Origin of the sequence: Halomonas tibetensis, from assembly GCF_042643535.1 — a bacterium.
In the GTDB taxonomy this organism is placed as follows: Bacteria; Pseudomonadota; Gammaproteobacteria; order Pseudomonadales; family Halomonadaceae; genus Halomonas; species Halomonas tibetensis.
Map to the genome: position 1 here is coordinate 187,742 of NZ_JBHRSQ010000012.1, position 22,307 is coordinate 210,048.

General features: G+C 64.2%; 16 protein-coding genes. 6 read left to right on the forward strand and 10 right to left on the reverse strand.

Annotated features, from left to right (window positions below; all coding sequences use genetic code 11):
• The first annotated feature begins 1 nt into the window (after position 1).
• Positions 2–1,372, forward strand: coding sequence for an N-succinylarginine dihydrolase (gene astB / locus ACFODV_RS10005; protein WP_379758712.1), 1,371 nt, complete (start codon positions 2–4; stop codon positions 1,370–1,372).
• A 104-nt stretch (positions 1,373–1,476) separates the two neighbouring features.
• Here astB and ACFODV_RS10010 read toward each other — a convergent pair whose 3' ends face one another.
• Entirely contained in the window at positions 1,477–2,526 is a 1,050-nt protein-coding gene (locus tag ACFODV_RS10010) for an SPFH domain-containing protein (RefSeq protein ID WP_379758444.1), read from the reverse strand.
• Positions 2,527–2,532: 6 nt separating this feature from the next.
• On the reverse strand, positions 2,533–3,027 hold the full coding sequence (locus tag ACFODV_RS10015; RefSeq protein WP_379758447.1) for a nodulation efficiency, NfeD-like protein: 495 nt from the start codon (positions 3,025–3,027) through the stop codon (positions 2,533–2,535).
• 218 nt (positions 3,028–3,245) lie between these two features.
• Here ACFODV_RS10015 and ACFODV_RS10020 point away from each other — a divergent pair, with 218 nt between their 5' ends.
• Positions 3,246–3,983 carry a trimeric intracellular cation channel family protein gene (locus tag ACFODV_RS10020; protein WP_379758450.1) on the forward strand — a complete coding sequence of 246 codons (738 nt, stop codon included), beginning with the start codon at positions 3,246–3,248 and terminating at the stop codon, positions 3,981–3,983.
• 269 nt (positions 3,984–4,252) lie between these two features.
• On the opposite strand, the gene ACFODV_RS10025 is transcribed toward ACFODV_RS10020, so the two are convergent.
• The 6 genes from ACFODV_RS10025 to ACFODV_RS10050 form a co-directional block, all read right to left on the reverse strand.
• Positions 4,253–5,056, reverse strand: a complete 804-nt coding sequence (locus ACFODV_RS10025; protein ID WP_379758453.1) for a PEP-CTERM/exosortase system-associated acyltransferase — start codon at positions 5,054–5,056, stop codon at positions 4,253–4,255.
• A 70-nt stretch (positions 5,057–5,126) separates the two neighbouring features.
• Positions 5,127–7,964: a bifunctional diguanylate cyclase/phosphodiesterase gene (locus tag ACFODV_RS10030; RefSeq protein WP_379758457.1), complete on the reverse strand. Its 2,838-nt coding sequence runs from the start codon at positions 7,962–7,964 to the stop codon at positions 5,127–5,129.
• 17 nt (positions 7,965–7,981) lie between these two features.
• Entirely contained in the window at positions 7,982–9,202 is a 1,221-nt protein-coding gene (locus ACFODV_RS10035; protein WP_379758460.1) for a hypothetical protein, read from the reverse strand.
• Entirely contained in the window at positions 9,171–9,605 is a 435-nt protein-coding gene (locus ACFODV_RS10040; RefSeq protein WP_379758463.1) for a hypothetical protein, read from the reverse strand. Before ACFODV_RS10040 ends, ACFODV_RS10035 begins: the two co-directional genes overlap by 32 nt.
• 337 nt (positions 9,606–9,942) lie before the next feature.
• Positions 9,943–11,427 carry a sodium:proton antiporter NhaD gene (nhaD, locus tag ACFODV_RS10045; protein ID WP_379758466.1) on the reverse strand — a complete coding sequence of 495 codons (1,485 nt, stop codon included), beginning with the start codon at positions 11,425–11,427 and terminating at the stop codon, positions 9,943–9,945.
• A 191-nt stretch (positions 11,428–11,618) separates the two neighbouring features.
• Positions 11,619–15,050 carry a hypothetical protein gene (locus tag ACFODV_RS10050; RefSeq protein WP_379758469.1) on the reverse strand — a complete coding sequence of 1,144 codons (3,432 nt, stop codon included), beginning with the start codon at positions 15,048–15,050 and terminating at the stop codon, positions 11,619–11,621.
• Between the two features lie 141 nt (positions 15,051–15,191).
• Here ACFODV_RS10050 and ACFODV_RS10055 point away from each other — a divergent pair, with 141 nt between their 5' ends.
• Positions 15,192–15,899 carry a DUF3581 family protein gene (locus tag ACFODV_RS10055; protein WP_379758472.1) on the forward strand — a complete coding sequence of 236 codons (708 nt, stop codon included), beginning with the start codon at positions 15,192–15,194 and terminating at the stop codon, positions 15,897–15,899.
• 45 nt (positions 15,900–15,944) lie between these two features.
• Positions 15,945–17,633, forward strand: coding sequence for a formate--tetrahydrofolate ligase (locus ACFODV_RS10060; protein WP_379758475.1), 1,689 nt, complete (start codon positions 15,945–15,947; stop codon positions 17,631–17,633).
• 38 nt (positions 17,634–17,671) lie between these two features.
• Here the strand turns inward: ACFODV_RS10060 and ACFODV_RS10065 are convergent, their stop codons facing one another.
• Both ACFODV_RS10065 and chrA read right to left on the reverse strand, forming a co-directional pair.
• A complete protein-coding gene (locus ACFODV_RS10065) occupies positions 17,672–18,568 on the reverse strand; it encodes a universal stress protein (protein ID WP_379758478.1) in 897 nt (298 codons plus the stop codon).
• Between the two features lie 100 nt (positions 18,569–18,668).
• The gene (gene chrA / locus ACFODV_RS10070) at positions 18,669–19,946 is read right to left on the reverse strand and encodes a chromate efflux transporter (RefSeq protein WP_379758481.1); all 1,278 of its coding nucleotides are present in this window, start codon (positions 19,944–19,946) and stop codon (positions 18,669–18,671) included.
• Positions 19,947–20,009: 63 nt separating this feature from the next.
• Between chrA and ACFODV_RS10075 the strand changes: the two genes are divergently transcribed.
• Complete coding sequence (locus ACFODV_RS10075; RefSeq protein ID WP_379758484.1) at positions 20,010–20,978, forward strand: magnesium transporter CorA family protein; 969 nt, start codon at positions 20,010–20,012, stop codon at positions 20,976–20,978.
• A gap of 90 nt (positions 20,979–21,068) precedes the next feature.
• Entirely contained in the window at positions 21,069–22,301 is a 1,233-nt protein-coding gene (locus tag ACFODV_RS10080; protein WP_379758487.1) for a DUF3422 domain-containing protein, read from the forward strand.
• The last annotated feature ends 6 nt before the right edge of the window (positions 22,302–22,307 follow it).

A 22,307-nucleotide genomic window follows, 5' to 3' on the forward strand; every position in this document is an offset into this window, starting at 1 on the left:
TATGGGCGAGGCGACCCCCCTTGCGGACTACCGCGAGGTGAATTTCGACGGCCTGGTGGGACCGACCCACAACTACGCCGGACTGGCGATGGGCAACGTGGCGTCGATGCGCCATGGCGGCCTGGTGGCCAATCCTCGGGAAGGCGCCCTGCAGGGGCTGGCCAAGATGAAGGCGCTGATGGACGCCGGCTACCTCCAGGGGGTGCTGCCCCCCCAGCAGCGCCCGGACCTCGGCGCACTGCGCGCGCTGGGCTTCGCCGGCAGCGACGAGCGAGTGCTGGCGCGGGCCGCCGGCGAGGCGCCGCAGATCCTGCGGGCGGTCTGCTCCGCCTCGAGCATGTGGACCGCCAACGCCGCCACGGTGACGCCGAGCCCGGACGCCCCGGATGGCCGGTTGCACGTGACCCCGGCCAACCTGCAATCGAGTTTCCATCGCTTCCTGGAGCCGGCCACCACCGGCCGGGTGCTGCAGGCGATCTTCCGCGATGACGCGTACTTCGCCCACCACCCTGCGCTGCCGGCGACGCCGGCCTTCTCCGACGAAGGGGCGGCCAACCATACTCGGCTGTGTGGCGAGCACGGTGAGTCCGGCGTGCATCTCTTCGTCTACGGCCGCGAGGCGTTTGGCTGGGGCAGCGAGAGCTCGCCCGCTCCCCAGCGCTTCCCGGCCCGTCAGACCCTGGAGGCGAGCCAGGCGGTGGCCCGCCAGCACGGCCTGGCCGACCATCAGGTGGTCTTCGCCCAGCAGCATCCCGACGCCATCGATGCCGGGGTCTTCCACAATGACGTGATCGCGGTGGGCAACGGTCCGGTGCTGCTCTACCACGAGATGGCCTTCCTCGACGAGCAGGGCACCCTGGAGGCGCTGCGCGAGCGGATGAGCGCGCCGCTGATCCCGGTGCGCGTGCCCGTCGAGGCGGTGAGTCTCGCGGACGCGGTAGGCTCCTATCTCTTCAATTCCCAACTGCTTTCCAACCCGGACGGGTCCATGACCCTGGTGGTGCCCGGGGAGTGTCGGGAGAACGAGGCGGTGTGGCGTTGCCTGCATGACCACCTGCTGGCCGGGGCCAACCCCATCGGCGAGGTGGTGGTCAAGGACGTCAAGCAGAGCATGCGCAACGGCGGCGGCCCCGCCTGCCTTCGCCTGCGGGTGGTGCTCTCGGCCAAGGAGCGCACCGCCCTGGACGGAAGGGTGCTGCTGGATGACGCCCTGCACGGTGAACTGGTCGCCTGGGTGGAGCGCCATTACCGCGACCGTCTGGCGCCCGAGGAGCTTGCCGATCCGGCTCTGGTCCGGGAGACCCTCACCGCCCTGGACGAGCTCTCCTCGCTGCTGCGTATCGGCTCGGTGTATCCGTTTCAGCTGGGGTAACGTATCTCAAGGTGTAAACGACACCGGCCCGCCAGATGGCGGGCCGGTGTCGTTGCGGGCCAGGGTCTTGCATGGCATCGACCCTGGCCGATGCCATGGCAGGCTCAGCCGCCGCTGGCCGCACCACCCACCACGCCGCCGCGCAGGCCGCTGCGGTTGCCGCTGGTCTTCAGGTGGCTGGCCACGGCGTCTTCCGGTGAGCCGGCCATCTCGCGGAACATGCCCATGGAGCCGAGCAGGGCGGAGGACTCGTAGGGCACGAAGACCCGCTCGCCGTCCTTGGCCATGGTCGGCAGCACCTTGATGTAGCTCTGGCCGAGCAGGTAGCCCACCACGGTGCGCTTGTTCTCCTCGCTGTCGCCTATCGCGTTTAGCACCAGCTTGATCGACTCCTGCTCGCCCTGGGCGCGCAGGATGGCCGACTCCTTGTCACCCTGGGCGTTGAGGATCGATGATTCGCGCTGGCCCTGGGCCATGGCGATGGCAGCGGACTTCTCGCCCTCGGCCTCGGTGACCGTGGCGCGACGCTTGCGCTCGGCGGCCATCTGCAGGCGCATGGCGGACTCCACTTCCTCGGGCATGGCGATGTCCTGGACCTCCACCCGCGAGATCTTGACCCCCCACTTGGAAGCGGCCTCTTCCATGGCGGACTGGATCTCGTTGTTGACCTCGGCCCGGGACTCGAACAGCTTGTCGAGTTCCATCTTGCCGACCACCGAGCGCAGGGTGGTCTTGGCCAGCACCTCCACCGCCTGGCTCATGTTCTCGACTTCATAGACGGCGCGCTTCGGGTCGATGATCTGGTAGTAGAGCGCGCCGTTGATATTCACCGTGACGTTGTCGGTGGTCACGACCGGCTGGCCGGGGAAGTCCATCACCGTTTCGCGACGATCGATCCGCGTCTCATGGCTGGTGATGGCGTGGTACTCCTCGCCCATCTTGCGATAGCGAATCATGGCAATGGCGCGGGGCTGGTCGATGAAGGGGACAATGATGTTGATACCGCTCTCCAGCAGCCGATTGAACGACCCCAGGCGCTCGATCACCATCACTTCCGACTGGCGGACGACCACCAGCCCCTTGGCGATGATCATGATACCGATGACGACGATGATCAGGGCGATGATTAGCCCCGGGCTGACGGGAAGATCCATGCGGAATTACTCCGGGTGGTGGTTGGCGCTCGAATCCGGCGCCGGGTGTGCAAGGCGAACGATGGCGGTGGTGCCATCGAAGGTCTGAAAGATGACGGAAGTGCCAGCTGGCAGTTCTGTCTTGCCGCCTCCTTTATCGGAGTCGGCGACGCGCAGGCGATAGAAGTCGCCATTGATCTTGACGCCGCTGGCGCCGTCGAAATCGCGCTTGAGGGTCGTATAGGTGTGGCCTCTCTCAACCCCGGTACCGGTGGTGCCATAGGCCACCCCGCGGGGGGAAAACCACGGGCGGATCACCCATATCGCCAGCGGTACCAGCGCGCCGGAGAAAACCCCCATGCCTATGAGCTGCCAGGAAAGTGACAGACCCAGGCCAGCCAGGGCCGCGGTCAGCAGAGCAGCGCCGGCGAGTGCCATGAGCACCAGGCCACCGGTGGCGAGTTCCGCAAGGCCCAGCAGCAGGGCGATAATCAGCCAGATGACGGCGGGGTTCCAGTCCATGGGGGGTTCCGTGGCTCGGGGCAGAAGGTAGCTCGCAGAAGAATAAGGCAGAGCCGAGGCAAGAGTGCCTTGAGGGTACTCGGTTACCGCGCTTCGGGCTACGATTGCCTTGGCCAGGGCAGGACAGGGAGGCTACGGTTTTGCTGGCGAGTCAACGAGGTTTGATCGAGGTATGCTGTGCGCCTATTTACCAATGATCTGGCAGGAGGCAAGCAACGGTGAGCGGTCTGATCTATTGGCTGGACATGGCGGGGGTGATTGTCTTCGCGCTGTCAGGCGTGATCCTGGCCTGTCGCTCGCGCATGGACCCCTTCGGCATGCTGGTGCTGGCAGCGGTGACCGGCATCGGTGGCGGGACCCTGCGTGACCTGGTGCTCGGCGTTCGGCCCGTCTTCTGGGTCACTGATCCCACTTACCTTTGGGTGATCCTGGCGACCGTGGGACTCTCGATTATCAGCTTTCATTATATTCACCGTCTCAACCGAGGGTTCCTGCCGGTGGCCGATGCCTTCGGGCTGGCGCTGTTCACAGTGATCGGAACCCACAAAGCGTTGCTGCTCGACGCACCGGGAGTCGTCGCGGTGCTGATGGGGGTCCTCACGGGGGTGGCCGGCGGCATGATCCGGGACCTCCTGGCGCACCGGGTGCCCATGGTGCTTCGTCAGGAGATCTATGCCACGGCGGCCATCGCCGGAGGCATTACCTATGTGGTGCTGGATGCTCTGTCCTCCCCCGGCACTCTAACCGTTGCCCTGGCGCTGCTGGTGACACTGAGCCTGCGCCTGGGCGCTATCTACTGGAAATGGGCGCTGCCCATCTTTGCCTGGGTGAACATCATGCCTCCTCCGTCATCTGATGAGGCAGGCGGTGAAGGTGCGGCGTTCCCTGTCGCCCCTCGGCCCAAAGTGCGGGTCAAGATGATCCGGCCAGAGCAGTCGAGGCGCCCACCCAAATAAGCCCTGAAGCGGGCAGAACACCTCCATCAGAGCTTGCTATTCGTGCTGGCTCGGCAGGAAGATCATCCGCTGGAGTTTCGGATTCTCGATGGCCTGGTCGAGGCGGTGAACCCGGACAACGGCATCACACCCTCGCCCTAGGTGTTAGCACTGACCTAGTGTGAGGTGGCCACCGAAATGTGCTGGCCGTCATGGTACTGCGCCGGAAGGAGACGCTGACTCTCGGGCCGGTTCTTTCCATTGGCGGGTTGTAAGCTTGAAGCCATGAGTCAAGCAGACTGTGTGTTCCTAGTATCTGTGGTGATAGTTTCATCAATTTGCAGAGAGAGTTCGCTTTGAATCTTGGCGTATAGTTGGATCAGATCCTGATGAATCTCTTTCTCTGCCTTGCTATGGTCTATGTAGAAGGCGTTCCGCTTGCCATGATAGTTGATAGTTTTGCTTACTTTGGAAAAATGAAAGCCGGAAAGAGAAAGTGCTCTAGGAAGTCTAGGTTCCATCATCGCAAATACATGTCGCTTTTCCGTTAGACCTACAATTGTGTAGGTGCAAAGGAACAGGCCTATCAATATGATGGAGAATGTCTTTATTTCATAAGAAGTAAAATTATGGTTAGCGAGTGCTGGATTTTCACCCTTTTTTTCCCGAAATTCTCTGGCAATTGCGAGTCGTGAGACTTCGCAAATTTGGTCTTTTGGCAAAAATTTGGGGCGAAGAGTTGTGTGATCTAGACAGTCTTCGCCATGTAATTCAATAGGGAGAAGATAACCTTTTTCCTGATCTTTTTTGCTGGGGATGATGAGTCTTAGGCAGCCGGCGATGACCCCTGTTCTTTTATGACGGATAAGGCAGTGAATTGCCTTATGGTCATGCTCGTCAAACTCCAGCATTTGCTCTTCGTCTTCATGCATTTCATAGCCAAGTTCCTTTATGAAGACGTCATGTCTGAGGGCGAAAGCCTGTCGCTTTTGCTCCTCATTTGATGCAATTATAAATGCAAAGTCTTCGCCAAATTGGCGGAGGAGGTCCTTTCTTTCCAGTGCCGCTGGCTCGACCTCGGGAATGGCTTTCATTTCCATACATCCTTATGTAAGGTACTGCAAATTTCCAGTGTCAGCTTTGGCTCCGATGTTGGCCAAACGCTCATGAAGAACCGTTTTTATTTGTGTTTTCGGTTATCTTCTTAATCGGTACGGGCATGCCAAAATGATAGCCTTGTCCGTAAGCAATTCCATAGGATTGCAGTAGGGGGGCCAGCGCCTCCTGGTCGACAAATTCGGCAATGGCTTGCTTGCCGAATCCGGCGGCGATATCGGCAATCGCCCTGACGATCACGCGACTTTCAGCGCTAACTGACAGGTTGCGGATAAAACTGCCGTCGATCTTGATGTAGTCAACCGGCAGTTGGCCCAGGTAGTGGAAGCTGCTGAAGCCGACCCCGAAGTCGTCCAGGGCCGTGCGGCAGCCAAGGTCGCGGAGTGTCTGCAGCACGCCCCGGGCCGTGGAAAAGTCGGTTACGGCGGCGGTTTCGGTGATCTCCAGGATCAGACGCTCGGGGTCGGCGCCGCTGGCGGCAAGCTCCTCGGTGAGATATTGCTTGAGCTCTTCGTCATGCAGGGACTGCCCGGAGAGGTTTACCGCCAGGCTAATCCCTTGTTCCTGGAGCCGGCTAAGGGCTTGAAGGCTGTGGCGAAGGACCCAGCGATCCACAGCGATGATCTGCCCGCTGCGCTCGGCTACCGGGATAAATGCCGCTGGCGAGATCAGGCCGCCTTGCTCGTCGCGCATGCGTATCAGCACCTCGTAGTGGCGCACGTCGCGGTCTTCCAGGCGGACGATGGGCTGCACCATCAGCTCGAAGGCGTCTTCCTCCAGGGCACGGTGAACGCGTTCCTCCCAGAAAACCCGCTGCTGCAGCTCTTCGCGTGCACCCTGCGCCGTGGAGAGCAAGTGCCAGCGCTGGGTACCTGACGCCTTGGCCTTGTACATGGCCATATCGGCGCTGGCCATCAGGTCGATGGGATTGTCGGCATGCTCCGGGAACAGGGCGATGCCGGTGCTGGCCGATATCCGATGGTGCCTTTCCTCGACCATGAATCTGGTGCCCTCGAGGATCTGATTGATCTGCTGGGCGATGCGTACGGCGAGATCGGCGTCTGCCTCTTTGAGCAGCAGGGCGAACTCGTCGCCACCGAGCCTGGCGAGAATGCCGCGGTGACCGAGCTCCTCGCTGAGCACGTTCGCCACAAGGCGCAACAGGCGGTCGCCCGCCTGGTGGCCGCTGAGTTCGTTGACGTCCTTGAACTGGTCCAGGTCCATCAGCAGCATGGCCCCGCTCAGACCATGCTGGAGTGCTCCGCTGAGAGACTCCTGGAAATAGCGGCGGTTGTAGAGCCCAGTCAGGGGGTCACGCTCGGCCAGCCAGGTAAGGCGCGTCTCGGCGGCCTTGCGTTCGGTGATGTCCAGGCCGACCGATATCCTTCCGGGTGCCGTTCCGTTTCCGCCAGGGAGCGGGGCGTGGTACCAGGCGATGGTGTGCTGCTGGCCATCGGCGGTGACCAGAGGCCGTTCCTCCATGTTCAGCGTGGCACTTGGCCTTCCTCTCGACGCTTGCCCCGGCGGGAAGACATCCTCGAACAGGCGGTTCACCAGTGTCTCCTCTCTGGTGCTCATGACCGTCAGAGCGTAGTCGTTGACCAGTCCGATGCGCCCACTGGCATCCTGGGTGACGATGAAGACCCTGGCGGTATCCAGCAGGCTGCCAATGAAGTCGCGCTCCCTGGCCAGGTCCTGGACCCGTTCGGCAAGCTGCTCGCCCCGGGCGGAGACTTCCTCTTCCAGGGTCTCGAGCTGGTCGGCCAGCGCCAGAGTGGTGCCCTGAAGCACGTCAATCTCGTCAGCGAGGATGCGCCGGGGACGAGGTATGGAGGCCCTGGCTTCGTTGAATCCTCCTTGTGCCAGGGCAGGCAGCGCGCTGGCGATCCGCCGCAGACGCGCCATGGGGCTGAGCAGGATTGCCAGCAACAGCAGTTCTGCCACCAGCCATCCCCCGACACCCACGGCGACAAGCACTCGGGTGTCACGGGCGATGGCCTTGATCTGTGAAGTGATGTCCGTGGCGATCAGGAAGTAGCCGGTGCTGCGGCGGTCTTCATCTTCGTCCATGCGCACCGCGCTGAGCTCGATATTCTTTCCTCGATATCCCAGGCGTAACGTCTGGCGCTCCAATTCACGGACCGAAACCAGGGAGGCGGTACTCTTCAGAATCGGCAGATAAGTCTCCTGGCGGGTCATGGCGATAAGCTGCCCCCTCCAGGCGGGAATCGCGCGCTCCTCGGGGAGTTCCTTGTCGGCCGGGCTGCCTACCACCAGCAGGGCCACGTCACTCTCTGAGACTTGCTGGGCCTGGCGAGTGACGTCGGCGAGTGAGCGAGACAGAATCACTGCGCCGACGCTCCTTCCGTCGACAAGCACCGGTACGGCCGCATACTGCCGGCAGTCGCTTGAGCAGCGCAGGGCGGTGAGGGGCACCTCTTCGCCAAGGACACGGCGCACCCACTCCTGGATCGGTCGCTCGTTATGGGACTGCCCTTCGCCCCAGCTAGCAAGCTGATTACCCGCAGTATTGTAAACGAGTATCTCGTCGATTCCGGCCTCCAGCTGCAGCGTGGGCCACTGGGTCTCGAGGGAGTCGACCAGCAGATCTGGCTGGCTGGCCTGGAGCGCATCGCCGAGGCCCTGTCCCGACGCCACCAAGGAGGCCAGTTGGCGAAGTCCCTCCTCTGAGCGATCCAGGGCCAGGCGGATCTCGCGTACTTGGCGTTCGCCGTGCTCGGTGCGGCTCGTCTCGAACTGGCGGGTCAGGTTGGCATGAACCAGCCACGCGAATAGCGCCACCAGCAGCACCAGCAGGAGGCTACTGAGGGCGATGACTCGCCAGGTGAGGCTAAGGCGACAGGGCCTTCGGAGGGTCGAGCGCATGGGGAGCCTCGGGCCGGTCAGAAGCGCAGCGAGAGCTGGAACAGCAGCATGTTCCAGCGGCGGCTTGTATCGGCCGGGTCCGGGTTGTCCTGGGTTGGAAGCCAGCCGGTACCATCAATGTGGTGATATTCAGCGGCAAGCATCAACCTCGACATCGGGGTCCATTGAACACCAAGTGTTATATCGTCAGCATATTGGCTATGCGCAGGCCTTCCAGTCTGGGCCTCGAATTTTTTTCCTGACCGATCACTCCTGTTATTCGAAAGACTGTCGTAACGTGTAAACCATTGCCACTCATCATTGATCCGACGACTGTACTGGAGGTACCAGCTTTCGCCAGTGGTTTCAAAATTTCTGAAAGCATCAAAGTTATCAAGCGATAATTTTCGAACTGCATATTCGCCTGTCAGGCTCCAATTTTCGGCATTGTACTGAAGTGAAACTATCCAAGGACGAAATTTGAATCGGCCATCATCAAGTGACTCGATGGGTGATGAATATTTTGCCTCAGCGCTTGCAGTGCTAAGTGCAGCAATGAAGCGGCCGCCATCATGCTCGTAGCGTATCTGGCCTATAGCGGAAGATTGAGAGTCCAGTGAGCCAGGAAGAGCCTCAAGCCCTAATGTTCTCTCAACGTCATCGCCGACCTGGGCTTTTCCGGCGCCGACCTGCGTTCTGAGAATGCCCTTTGGTAACCGCTCTTCTAGGTAAATACTTATGCCATCGCCCGCAAGACCCAACGATCTTGTCCTGTCAAAGTAGATCGACTGGGGCAGCAGGATGCTAGGGCGGGTAAAGGCCACATCGCGGGTTTGGTTGTAGAATCCGAAGGGGTTCTTGAAACGGCCGAGCTGAGCGCCCAGGGTGCGCTGCTGATTAGAGACCATCTGGTAGTCGACGACGCCGTAGTCAAGTTCAGGTTTGGCGTCACTGCCATCTCCGCCGGCGCGCCGGCTGAGCACCTGGGCGGCGATTAGCACGTCCTGGTGGGGGCGGATGGAGGCGTTGGCGCCGATCTCGGTGTATTTAAGACTGCCGCTGCCGCTGCCGCTGCTGCTAGGGCCGAAGAAGTCATTGCGATCGGTGATCACCAGCGCCTGGCTGAGAAAGCCATGCATCTGCAGGGTATCCAGCATGCTGCTGTCTGCCGCCGCCGAGTTTGTGCCGCCCAACAGCAGGGCAGCCAGCACGAGACAGACGCGAGGCTCACTCCGTTGAAACGACTTGGACACGATCATCCAGATACTCCCTTTCTAGATAGCCCAGGGCACCGGGGGTGTTGGCGATGCGCTCGCGCATTTCGGCCTGGGAGAAGACTCGCATAGGGGCCTGGCCGGTACCGGAGAACACCATGCGGTCCCATGCCAGCTGAAGCTGGTGCGGATAGACGGAAAGACGTTCCTTGACGAAATGGCCATGAACGGGGTCGTCATTGTTAAGCACAAAAACCCTGACCGCTTGGCCATCCGGCCAGGTGCGCTGCCGCATGGCAAATATGGCCCGGGTGGTGTCTCGGGTCAGGCGGGTGGTGCGGACCTCCGGGTGCGCCACCAGCAGCACCTGGCTCTCGTCAGCCGCCGCCATGGGGGGCCACGCCAGCGCCAGCAGGGCTGACAGCAGGCCGTACCTCAGCCATGCCACCGGCAAGCCTCATCTCGTCTGGACAGACAGCGTAGTGTCACCGGTGAGGGTGACGGGATGTAGGACAGCATCGGCGTATCAGTTCCCTTCAGGTGATTCGCTTCAGCCACGGGCTCCGTCTTGTGCGGGGCTCCGGGCGCTTACCTTCACTCCTGCATACCACATGGCCGGCTGTTTTTAGTTTTTGCATCCGCCGCGTTCATTCGCGAGGCTACCTTGTACTGGCCTATTCAACTCAAGCTACATCATTGGAAGGCAATGTAAAGCGGGACCCTCAACGGAGGAAAAGGCCCGGCGGCGATTGCCGCCGGGATGGGACTCACTTGGAGAGGGTGAATCAGTTGAAGACGGTAAAACTGTGGGCGTTGAGCCACAGGTGGGTGGCTACGCTGGCGGCGTAGCCGATAGCGATAACCGGCGCCCAGCGTAGGTGGCCCATGAAGGTGTAGTTGCCGCGTGCCTGCCCCATGAGCGCCACGCCGGCGGCGGAGCCGATGGACAGCAGGCTGCCGCCGACGCCGGCGGTCAGGGTGATCAGCAGCCAGTGCCCGTGGGACATCTCCGGCTGCATGGTCAGCACCGCGAACATCACCGGGATGTTGTCCACCACCGCCGAGATCAGGCCGAGGGCGATATTGGCCCAGGTGGCTCCCCAGCCGGTGTAGAGCGCCTCCGAGAGCAGTCCCAGGTAGCCCATGAAGCCAAGCCCGCCGACGCACATGACCACGCCGTAGAAAAATAGCAGGGTGTCCCACTCGGCGCGGGCCACGCGATTGAAGACATCGAACGGTACCACGCTGCCCAGCTGGGCCAGCTTCTTGTCATCCCCACGCCGGCTGTAGCGGGTGCGCTTCTTTTCCAGTGAGTGGGGCAGGGTGCGGCGCAGGTAGTAGCCAAAGAACTGCAGATAGCCGAGCCCCGTCATCATGCCCAGCACAGGCGGCAGGTTCAGCAGAGTGTGGCAGGCCACGGCGGTAGCCACGGTGAGCAGGAACAGCGCGATGATTCGCCGTGCCCCACGCTTCAGCCAGACGTCTTCCTGCACGCTGTCGGGCTTGCGGTTCTTGATGAAGGCGCTCATCACGACGGCCGGAATCAGGTAGTTGACCAGCGAAGGCACCAGCAGATCGAAGAACTCATAGAATTTCACCATGCCTGACTGCCACACCATCAGGGTGGTGATGTCCCCGAAGGGGCTGAAGGCACCGCCGGCGTTGGCGGCCACCACGATGTTGACACAGCAGAGGTTGATGAAGCGCTTGTCGCCTTCGGCGACCTTGGTCACCACGGCGCACATCAGTAGGGCGGTGGTCAGGTTGTCGGCGATGGGCGATATCAGAAAGGCCAGCACGCCGGTGATCCAGAATAGCTGGCGGTAGCTGAAGCCCTTGCGCACCATCCAGGAGCGCAGTGCGTCGAACACTCGGCGCTCCTCCATGGCGTTGATATAGGTCATCGCCACCAGCAGGAATAGCATCAGCTCGGTGAACTCGAGCAGGGTCTCGCGAAAGGCGTGCTCGGCCTCGTTCGGCATGCCCGACTGCACGTAGACCCAGCCGATCAGCGCCCAGATGATGCCGGCGGCGACCAGCACCGGCTTGGACTTGCGCATGTGCAGCTTCTCCTCGCCCATGACGAGGACATAGGCGAGGACGAAGATACTCACGGCTAGTACGCCGACAAGAGAGCCGGTCATGTCCAGTGTGCCGGTTACCGCATGGGCGGTGGGGCTGAACAGCAGAGAGAGAAATGCGAGTACGAGAAAACTCGGCCACCGGATGAGGCGCCGGGGCCGCAGGGCGGTTCTGTCGTTTATCAGCATGGCTGCAGTGTCCCAAGGAAGGGGTTGCGGAGGAGAGTCAGTAAGCGCGCGCATCTTAACATGCCATGGTGCAGTGCAATATGGGGCCAGGCCCCGTCGCAGAGCCGTTTTGCATGCTTTTTTTGCATGCTAACGATCTGCTTCGGGACCTTGGTTCATACAGCGACCGATACGACCCGAATGGCGTTGGATCAGCGTGGAGTCAGAGCTTCCCGGAACGAATCCGGCGTCGTTTCCACCAGGGGTTCATCCGTTTCCTGACTGGCATTCTCGAACCAGCGGCGCGGCTGCAGGAAGCGCAGCGTTCGCTCGCCGTCCTGGAGCGCTACCCCAACGGCCAGGCGCCCCAGCCTGGCGAAAAGCTGGCCGTCCAGACGCTCCTCGCGAAACGCCAGATCGGCCAACAGCGACAGCGGGCCGCCTTCCAGCCGAGCCTCCTCCAGGCGGATGCCGTCGGCCTCCATGGTCAATCGCGCCTCGCCGCGTATGTCGCGCACGGTGAGCAGTCGGCCCAGCCAGTCTCGTTCCCGGGCACCGGCCAGGAAAAGCCTCGCCAGCAAGCCACTGTCTCGCATGGTCAGCCCCAGGCGAGCATTCACCTCCAGCGGCTCCGCCCAGGTGAGCCGGCCTTCCTCCAGCACCAGGCGAGCCCACCAGCCGGCCTCGCCCTGGCCGTCGGCATCACGGCGGGTGATGTTGTCCAGGCGCAACAGCGAGCCGGAGGCATCGAAGCGCCGGTCGGCCAGATCGCCCTCGCGCAGGCGCGCCTCCAGACGCATGTCTCCCGTCAGCCGCTGGCCGACCAGACGCAGTTCGGTGCCAAAGGCCTGCAGCACCAGATCCCCGCGGGCGCCCAGGCCCTCCAGTTCCAGCGTCGCCTCGAGGCTGGCACGCCCGCCGAGCAGCTCGACTCCGGCGTTTTCTGGCAGGTAGGCGTTGTAGAGGGCCAGGTCCGGCACTTCGACGATGGGCAACATCACCCGGGTAGTGAAGGTGTCAACCTCGACCTGCTCCGGGTCCATTGAGAAGAAGGATGTGGACGTCACCAGGGACAGGTGGCGTCCGCTCAGCCAGGTGCGCTCTTCCTCCGCCTCGCGGCGCAGGGCGAATCGCGGCAGCGAGAGCGAAAGCCGGGCACCGGGGCTGGTCGCCTCACCCTCGAGCCGTGCGTCGAGTTCGCCGCGCCCCTGCGCCTGATAGTCGAGGAAGCCCACCGCGAGGTCATCGGCATCCACCCGCAGGTGACTCGGCGCCAGCAATTGCTCGCCGCCCAGGTGAAGGTCGGCCTCGAGCCGCCCGCGGCCACGCAGGGTGAGCCCATGCTCCCGGGGGAGAAAGGCGTCCAGGAAACCCAGGCGGTCGACCATGCCCTCCAGTACCAGTCGCCCCTGGCGGGTGTCGGGCTCATTCAGATGAGCGAAGCGTGCCACACGGGCTACCAGCACGCTGCCCAATTGCTGTTCGGCCTCGGCGTTGCCCGCCGCCGCTGCGGACAGCGACAGACGGCTGCCGGAGAGGTCGATGGCGCTGCCGTCCAAAGCGGCTTCGTTCAGCGTCAGGTCGAGGGTCATCTCGCCGGAGACCGCCTCGCCGAGCAGTTGGCCGCTGATCTCGCGACCTGCCAGCCGGAGTTCACCGCGCACGCGCTCGTCCTCGAACACCAGGCGGCCTCTACTGCTGGCCCGGCCGCCGGCCAGAGTGAACGGAGCGCCCTCGGGCAGGTAGAGGGCCAGCGCGGCCACATCGGCCAGCTTGGCCCCCTCCCAGTCGAGCGTCGCCCGCTGAGGCAGTGGCGATTCGCCCGCCTCCGGCGGGTGGCCCTCGGCTTCCAGAATCAGGCGGGCGCCCTCCAACAGTTTGGCACCGTCACGGTGGCGGCTCATTCTGGCCTCCTCCAGGCGGGCATCCAGCCGCAGCGGCAGAGAATCGTCGTCGTGCCACTCGGCGGCGAAGGTGCCTCTGCCCTCGGCGCGGACATGGGGCAGGCTCACTCCCAGCGCGTCGCTGATCACGGCCAAACGGCTGCCAGCGTCGATTCGTCCATTGACCAGTCGCGCCCTGGCCCTTAGCTCGCCGCCCCCGGTTAAGCCAATGCCGCGGCCCTCGAACAGGCCTGCCAGGAAGGGATTCAGGAATCCCAGCCTGTCCAGGCGCCCGGAGAGAGCCAGTTCGCCGTCCAAGGGTGGTTGGGGGTGGTCACGCAGTGCGTCCAGTGCCACCCGGGAGGTTGCCTGGGCGGCCTCGAGGGTCAGGTCTAGCATCAGCGCATCGGCGCTCTCGTCGCCGGTGACGTCAAGCCTCAAGCGGGTGCCGGAGAGATCCAGGCGGCGAGCCTCGGGGTCCAGCAGGGCCAATGCCAGATCAAGACGCAGGTCACCGCTGAGCGGCTGCTCCTGTAGGGTCACGGCGACCGTTTCGCCGGCCAGGGTAAAGGCACCGGAGAGCTTGCCGTTGCGGTAGGTCAGTCGGCCGTCCAGGGCGGCACGTCCGCCATCGAGCGTCAACGGAGTTTGCTCCGGCAGGAAGCGCCCCAGAGCGCGAACATCGGGCACCGTGGCCGCTTGCCAGCTCAGTTCGGCATGATCGGGCGGTGCTGGGATGGCGGCAAGGTCCGTCGGGAACGGCGCATCGAGATCGAAGCGTTGGCCCGTCAGCAGCGGCGTCGGGTCCTTGCCAAGATGCATGGCGAGGTTCTCCAGGGCCACCGTCAGCCGGCCGGCGGGCGCGTCGTCGGGTTCGATGCCCTGCCCATCGACGCGTGCCACCACGCTGCCGGCTCCCTGCAGTCGATAGGTCTCACCGGGTATCACCCAGGTTGGGGCGGTGTCATCCTCCTCGCTGCCTGCCAGCAGGGCGGCTTCGTCCAGAGTGACGCCGAGTTCAGGGGAGACGAGGACCAGGCGGCTGCCCGGGGCCAGTTTGCCCTGGGATATACTCAGCTCGCCCTCGAGGCTGCCGCGACCGGCCAGGCCAAGCCAACCCAGTTCTGCCAGGTAGGGGTTGAAGAGGTCCCAGGCATCCGCCCGGGCCGTCAGGGCAAGTTCGCCGGAGAGAAAGCGCAGTGCCGCCTGGCCGGGATGGGCTGCGGGGTCGAAGGAAGCCGTGCTCAGGTCGGCGGTCAGGGCGATATCTTCGGCCAGCCGCTGCCCGTCGCGGGTCAACGTGGCCTGCTCCAGGGCCAGGGTAAGGCGCTCTACCCCCAGTTCGTCACGGGCGAGGTCGAGGCCCGACAGCGTGAGCCGCCCTTCTCCGCTGAGTCGGTGGCCGTCGATGTCCAGCCGGCGCAGGCCGCTGGCCGTGAGCTCCGGGATTGACAGGCGCCGGGTCAGCAAGGCGGGCAGGGTGAGCTCCAGACGGGCGGTGTCCACCTCCAGGGCCAGCGGCAGGGAATCATCCTCACGCTCGATGACCAGAGACTCCACCGCCAGGCTGTTCCAGCCAGGGCGGGACCCCTCCCAGCGGATCGACAGCCCCTCCTGGCTGGAGAGCCTGGCCTGCAGCCAGGCGCTGTCCAGTAGGGTTGGCAGGGCCAGGGCCGCACCAATCAGAGCCAGCACAGCGAGGCCGGCCGACCCGCCCAACCACCGCCACCTTCCGCCCCTTGGCGCTCGATATTCGCCCATCTTGTTGTCGCTCCTTCTGCCCTCCAGCCCATGGTAGCGCCTAACGAGGCTTCGTTGGCGAGGGTTTTATGGCATCATCTGCCCTCCGGCAGCCGCCGGCAGGATCTGGATCGACAACGACGCAGGGCAGGCACAGCACGCATGTTTCTCGATGAATTCTATTCGCCGGCAGGAGGCCGAGTCTGCATCTCCGCCGAGCAGGCAAGTCGCTTCGCCAAGGGAATTGCAGGCGACTACAACCCCATCCACAATCCTGAAGCGCGTCGTTTCTGCGTGCCGGGAGACCTGCTGTTTGCCCTGGTGCTGGCACGCTTCGGGCTTTCTCAGAGAATGGATTTTCGCTTCCTGAACATGGTGGGTGACGGCACCCCGCTATGTTTCCAGGAGCATGAGGATGGGCTTGTTCGCGTCTGCGACGAGAACGGAAAATGCTACCTCGAAGTGGAGCGCAGCGGTGAGACGACCCGCGACGAGGTCGTGGTAGAGGCCTTTACCCGCTGCTACGTGGCCTTCTCTGGCAAGAACTTCCCCCATTACCTCAAGCCGCTGATGGAAGAAAAGGGGGTCATGTTCAATCCCCGACGCCCTCTGGTGATCTACGACAGCATGGGCTTTTCCCTCGACCGACTCGATGGCCTGCTACCGGAGCTGGCGCTGGATCGCTCCTCCCTGGCGGTGAACGGCAAGCGCGGTGATTGCCTGTTGGAATTTCGCATCCAGTCCGGTGGCGCGACCGTCGGAACTGGCTCCAAGAAGCTGGTGGTCAGCGGCCTGTGCGACTATGACCCGATCGCCATGGACGAAATCGTCACCGAATTCTATCGCCTCAAGGCCGCCTACGAGGCCTGACGCACCGGCAAACGCTGCCGGCAGTGCCGGCCCGGAGGAGTCCCCATGTCCCGAAAGGTGGACGGCAACGAGGGCGCCGCCGCGCCGGCGACGGATCTGGAAATCGCCCGCCGGGCCCCACTCGAGCCGATCTTGTCGTTGGCCGAGGCGCGCCTGGGGATCGCCGCCGAGGATCTGGTTCCCTTCGGCCACTACCGCGCCAAACTCTCGCTGCCGCTGCTTCAACGCTTGAAGGACCGCCCCCGCGGTCGTCTGGTGCTGGTCTCCGCCATTACCCCTACCCCCGCCGGCGAGGGCAAGACGACCGCCTGCGTGGGGCTGGTGGACGCCCTATCTTGCCTCGGAGTCTCTGCTCTCGCCTGCCTGCGTGAACCGTCGCTGGGACCAGTATTCGGCATGAAGGGAGGCGCCGCCGGTGGTGGGCGCGCCCAGGTGGTGCCCATGGAGTCCATCAATCTGCACTTCAACGGCGACTTCCACGCCGTGACTTCGGCCCACAACCTCCTGGCCGCGCTGATCGACAACCATTTGTACTGGGGTAACGCCCTGGAGATCGACCCCGAGCGGGTGATGTGGCCCCGGGTGCTCGACCTCAACGATCGCAGCCTGCGTCGCGTTCATACCGGTCAGGGCGAGCGCAACTTCGAGATCACCGCCGCCTCAGAGATCATGGCAATTCTGTGCCTGGCTGAGGACCTCGCCGATCTGGAACGCCGCCTCGGCCGCATCGTGGTGGCCTGGCGACACGACGATACCCCGGTGACCGTGGCTGATCTTGGCGCAGTGGGTGCCCTGGCTGTGCTGCTGCGTGATGCCATGGCGCCTAATCTGGTGCAGACCCTCGAGCACACCCCGGTGCTGATTCACGGCGGCCCCTTCGCCAATATCGCCCACGGCTGCAGCTCGCTGGTGGCCACCCGGGCGGCCCTGGCCCTTGGCGAGGTGGTGGTCACCGAGGCCGGCTTCGGCGCCGATCAGGGCCTGGAAAAGTTCATCGATATCAAATCGCGTCAATCCGGTATCTTCCCGGATGCCGCGGTGATCGTGGTTACCCTGCGCGCTCTTCGCTTTCACGGCGGGGCGACCCGCGAGACCATGCAGCACCCGGATCTCGCGGCCCTTACCGCCGGCCTCGATAACCTGGTCCGGCAGGTGGCCGTGGCCCGGGCCTTCGGCCTGGAGCCGGTGGTGGCTCTCAACGCCTTTCCCGACGACAGCGACGACGAGCAGGCGCGGCTGTTGGCCTGCTGCAGCCAACTCGGCGTGGCTATGGCGAACTGCGACCACTGGGCCCGGGGCGGGGAGGGCGCCCTGACCCTGGCCCGCCTGATACAGCAACGGCTGGCGGCAGGCGTCGCCGACGTGGCGCCTCTGTATCCCGATGGCGCCTCGGTCGAGGAGGCGCTGGAGACGATAGCCACCCGGCTCTATGGGGCCAGCGGCGTCGAGCTCTCGCCTGAGGCCAGGGAGATGCTGCAGCGCCTCGAGCGGGCCGGCTACGGGCAGTTGCCGGTGTGCATCGCTCGCACCCAGTACAGTTTCTCCGACGATCCGGCCGACGGTGGCCTGATCAAGGGGCATTGGCTGCGGGTCCGGGAGCTGCGGCTATCGGCCGGCGCCGGCTTCTTGGTAGCGGTGTGTGGCAAGCTGATGACATTGCCCGGGCTGCCGCGTGAGCCGGCAGCGCTGGGCATGGGACTGGATAATGAGGGCGACATCACCGGCCTCGCCTGAGGCGAGGCCGGCAGGGAAGGCCGGCAGGGAAGGAATAGTCAGACCACCACGGTGACCGGGCAGGGCGCCAGATCGATGACGCGATGGCTGACGCTGCCGAGCAGCGACTCGCGCCATTTACCCAGCCCGCGCCGGCCCATGACGATCATCGGCCGCTCTGCCAGGTGGTGGCGGGCGCGTGAGACGATGGCCTCGGCGAAGCGCTCCTCGCTGAGCAGAACCTCTTCCACGCCCTTCGGAATCTCGCCAAGGGCCTCTCTTCCCAGGCGAAAGACCCGCTCGGCCTGACTCTCTTCGTCATCATCAATGCCGTTGGCCTGGCCGCCGGGCTGGCAGAACACCAGTTCCACCGGCACTCCGGCACTGCGCGCCAGCTCGCCGGCCAGTCCTGCCGCCTGGTTGGAGTGAGCCGAGCCATCTACCGGCAGCAGCACCTGACCGATGCCTGAGGCCTCCTGCAGGCTCGCATCGTCGTGGACAATGGTCACCGGGCAGCGCGCACGGTGGACTACCTCGTTGCTGACGCTACCCTGCATGAACTTGCCCAACTCGCTCAGGTGACGCGCGCCGAGCACCAGCAGGCAAGCGGGCTGACTGCGGACATGGGCGATGATGGCCCGCTCCGGGTGACGGATGAAGGTGCTGTCCTCCAGCACTACCTCGCTAGGAGCCGGTGTGAGCTCAGGATCGATCGCCCTGCGGGCCTTGGCAAAGGCCGCCTCGGCGATCTCGAGGCGCACCGCCCGGTCATGGTCGGCCTCGGCCTGGCGGTTGGCGGGAATATCGCACAGCTCCGCCGCGTTGAGCGGCATCACGTGAAGCAGCTGCAGCGGGACGTCCAGTAATTTGGCCAGCAGGCTGGCGTGACGGGCCGCGGCAGCGGCCGTTGGTGAACCGTCCACGGGGACGATGATCCGAGAGACCTGCTCACTCATCGATACCTTCTCCCTTGATGACTGTCGTTGCCCCGGGGGGCGAAACTGAGACTAGATTAGCAGCCTCCGCCGTCCGGCGTCGCCTCCCCTCGGGTTGCCTTCAGGCGCCGCCGAGTCCCAGCGCCATGCCGCCCAGGCCGCACACCAGCACGGTGACCCAGGGGGGTAGCTTCCACACTGCCAGCAGGGCGAAGCCCACCAGCGCCAGGGCAAACTCCGCCGGGCCGAGAATGGCGCCGGTCCATACCGGGTGGTAGAGCGCCGCGCCGAGCAGGCCCACCACGGCGGCATTGGCGCCGCGCAAGCCAGCCTGGATGCCGGGTCGGGAGCGCAGGGCGTTCCAGAAAGGCAGGGCGGCCAGCAGCAACAGCAGCCCCGGCATGAAGATCGCCACCAGCGCCAGCAGCGCGAAGCCCACGCCGCCTCCCGTGCCGACCATGCCCAGGTAGGCGGCGAAGGTGAACAGTGGTCCAGGCACCGCCTGGGTCGCACCGTAGCCGGCCAGGAAGTCCTCTGCGGCGACGCGCCCGCTTTGCACCATTTCGGCCTCGAGCAGCGGCAGCACCACGTGGCCGCCACCGAACACCAGGGCGCCGGCACGGTAGAAGGCGTCGACCAGGCCGATGCCGGAACCCGCCCCGGCCATTACCAGCAGCGGCAGTCCGCCCAGAAGGGCCACGAAGGCGGCCAGGCAGACCAGTCCCACCCGGCGCGTCACCGGCAGGTGCAGGGCGTCGCCGCCAGCGCTGGGGCCACCCCGGCAGGCCCAGAGCCCCGCCAGGCCGCCGAGCAGGATGGCCGAGACCTGACCTATCGCGCCGTCCACGCCGACCACCAGCAGCACCGCGCCCACGGCGATGGTCGCGCGGATTCGGTCCGGGCACAGGTTTCTGGCCATGCCCCACACCGCATGGGCGACGATGGCCACCGCCACAATCTTCAGCCCCTGGATCAGGCCGCTGCTCAGGGGCCCTTCGACGCTTGCTGCGCCCAGGGCGAAGAGCACCAGCAGCAGCGCCGAGGGCAGGGTAAAGGCGCACCAGGCCGCCAGGGCGCCTACCGGCCCGGCTCGCATCAGGCCCAGGGCGAAGCCCACCTGGCTGCTGGCCGGCCCCGGCAGGAACTGACACAGCGCGACCAGATCCGCGTAGGCGCGCTCGTCCAGCCAGCCCCGGCGCGCCACGAACTCGGTGCGAAAGTAGCCCAGATGGGCGATGGGGCCGCCGAAGGAGGTCATCCCGAGCATCAGGAAGGCGCGAAATACCTCGGCAATGCGGCCTCTGGAAGAATCGTTGATGGGAGGCTCCTCGGAGTCGAAATCGGAACGGAATTGGACGGGATGGCATCGGCGATGGCGTTGGGCAGCCTCGGCGGGCATGCCTTAGAGTGCCTGTCATGAGACGCTAACGCTCCAAGCCTGCCACGCAAGGATGACCGACGCATGATACGCACGCTGATGGTGAACGCCGAGGGGGAGGCCATGGCCGGGGGCGAGGAACTGATCGCCCGCTGGCAGGCGTTACCCGACAGTCGCCTTTGGATCGATCTGCAGGGCGAGACAGTGGCTGGGGAGCGCGAGCTTCTCGAGAGCTTTGGCTGCCACCCCATGGCCATCGACGACGCCCATCGTGAGCGCCACCCGCCCAAGATCGAGGAGTTCGAAGGACACACCCTGATTCTCTACCGAGGGATCTCCTCCTTCGATGCCGACCTCAACTACGTGCCTCAGCAGGTGGCGATGTTCCTCGGCGAGGGCTTCCTGATCACCCTGCATCCGGGCCTGGCACAGAGCATCGACCGCCTGTTCGCCCAGGAAGGAGCCGGCCTGCTGGGCCGCTCCCCGGAGCATGTCGCGCTCAAGATAATGTACTACTCCGCCGGCTACTACCTGGACAGCCTGCTGGAGTTCGAGAATGCGCTCAGTGATCTCGAGGATGCGCTGATGGAGAACGGCAGTGATGCCCTGATGCGCCAGGTTATCGGCTATCGTTCGCGGCTGGTAAAGATGCGGCGGGTGTTCAACTATCATGTGGGTATTACTCAGGAACTCACCGCCTATGACTATTCACACCTGCCACGCAACGAGAGCGAGACGCTGCACGCCATCAACGATGTCCACGAGCGCTTCGAGCGTCTGCTCACCCTGACCCAGATGTACTACGACATCTGCGGCGACCTGGTGGACGGCCATATCTCGCTCTCCTCACATCAGTTGAACATCACCATGCGCATCCTCACGGTCATCACCGCCATTTTCGTGCCGCTGACCTTCATCGCCGGCCTCTATGGCATGAACTTCGCGCATATGCCTGAACTGGAATATCGTTATGGCTACTTTGTGGTGTTGGGCCTGATGATGAGTATCGGTGTGGGGCTGGTCTGGCTATTTCGCCGCAAGGGGTGGTTCTAGAACATTCTGGCGAGGCATGTTGCCGCAGACCATTGGCCTCTGCTCTGCCGGGCCTTAGCCTCGAGATACTCCTATCCATGAGCCCTTGCCATGCATCCCCAGCGCGCCCGACTGCACAACGAGCTGCATGCCCGGCCTTCGATTTACTTCGAAGAGCCGGCGCACCTGCACCACTACGCCTTTCTCGACGCTGACGGTATCGCCGCGGACATTCTTCACCGCGTCGCCGAGGTGACCGGCAGGACCCCGGATATCGAGGCGGCCCAGGAGATCCTCGAACTCGGCGACCAGACGCTCAAGTGGGAACGACACACCGAGTTCTTCACCCTGACCCTGCTGGTGCCAAGGCCAGCCCGGGGTGAGTCCTGGCCCCCTCCGCCGCCGCTGTTGGCAGAGGTCGCCGCTCAACACAGCCGGGCGCTGATCAGTGCCAGCCTGATATTGGTAGAAGCCGAGACATCCTGGGAGGGCGATCCGGAAGCCTACGGATTGCGCGACCCTGCCGGCTCCAGCGTAGGCGACGATGACGCCACCGTCTGGAGCGACTTCCGGCTCACGGCGGCAGGCGTCAATCGGCTGCTGCTGGTCAACCGCGGCCTCAACGCCTTTCGCCTGGGGCGCATGACCCGGCGCCTGCTGGAGATCGAAACCTACCGCATGATGGCGTCGCTGGCTCTGCCGCTGGCCAAGGAGATGAGCCTCGAGCTGCGCGACCACGAACTCGAGCTCGGCGAGCTTTCGGAGCGCAATACCGAGAGCGATGCGGCCAACGCTAAACCGCTGCTGGCGGCGATCTCCTCGCTCTCCGCGCGGCTCGAGCGGTCCGGCGCCCGCTCGCGGCAGCGCTTCAACGCCACCGAGGCCTACGCGCGCATCGTTTACACCCGCATCGATGAGCTGCGCGAAAGCCGGGTCGGCGACAGCCCACGGCTGGGGACCTTCATCCTGCGCCGCTTCCGGCCCACGGTGCACTTCTGCGCGGCGATTCATCAGCGCCAGAAGAGCCTGGCCGAGAGCGTGGCGCGGCTCAACGACCTGTTGCGGACTCGAGCCCAGGTGGAGATCGAGGAGCAGAACTCCGAGATCCTGCAGAGTCTCAACGAGCGTACCAGCAGCCAGCTGAAGATCCAGAAGGCGGTGGAGGGGCTGTCGATCATCGTGATCAGCTACTACCTGTTCAGCCTCTTCAAACTTGGCCTGCAGAGCCTCGATGCCCTGGGAATGCCCATCGTGCCGGCGGTGGCCGCCGTCATCCTCGCGCCGTTGGGCCTGGGTATCATCGGCGTGCTGGCCTGGCGCATCTGGCGGGTCAAACAGCACTGAGCCGTG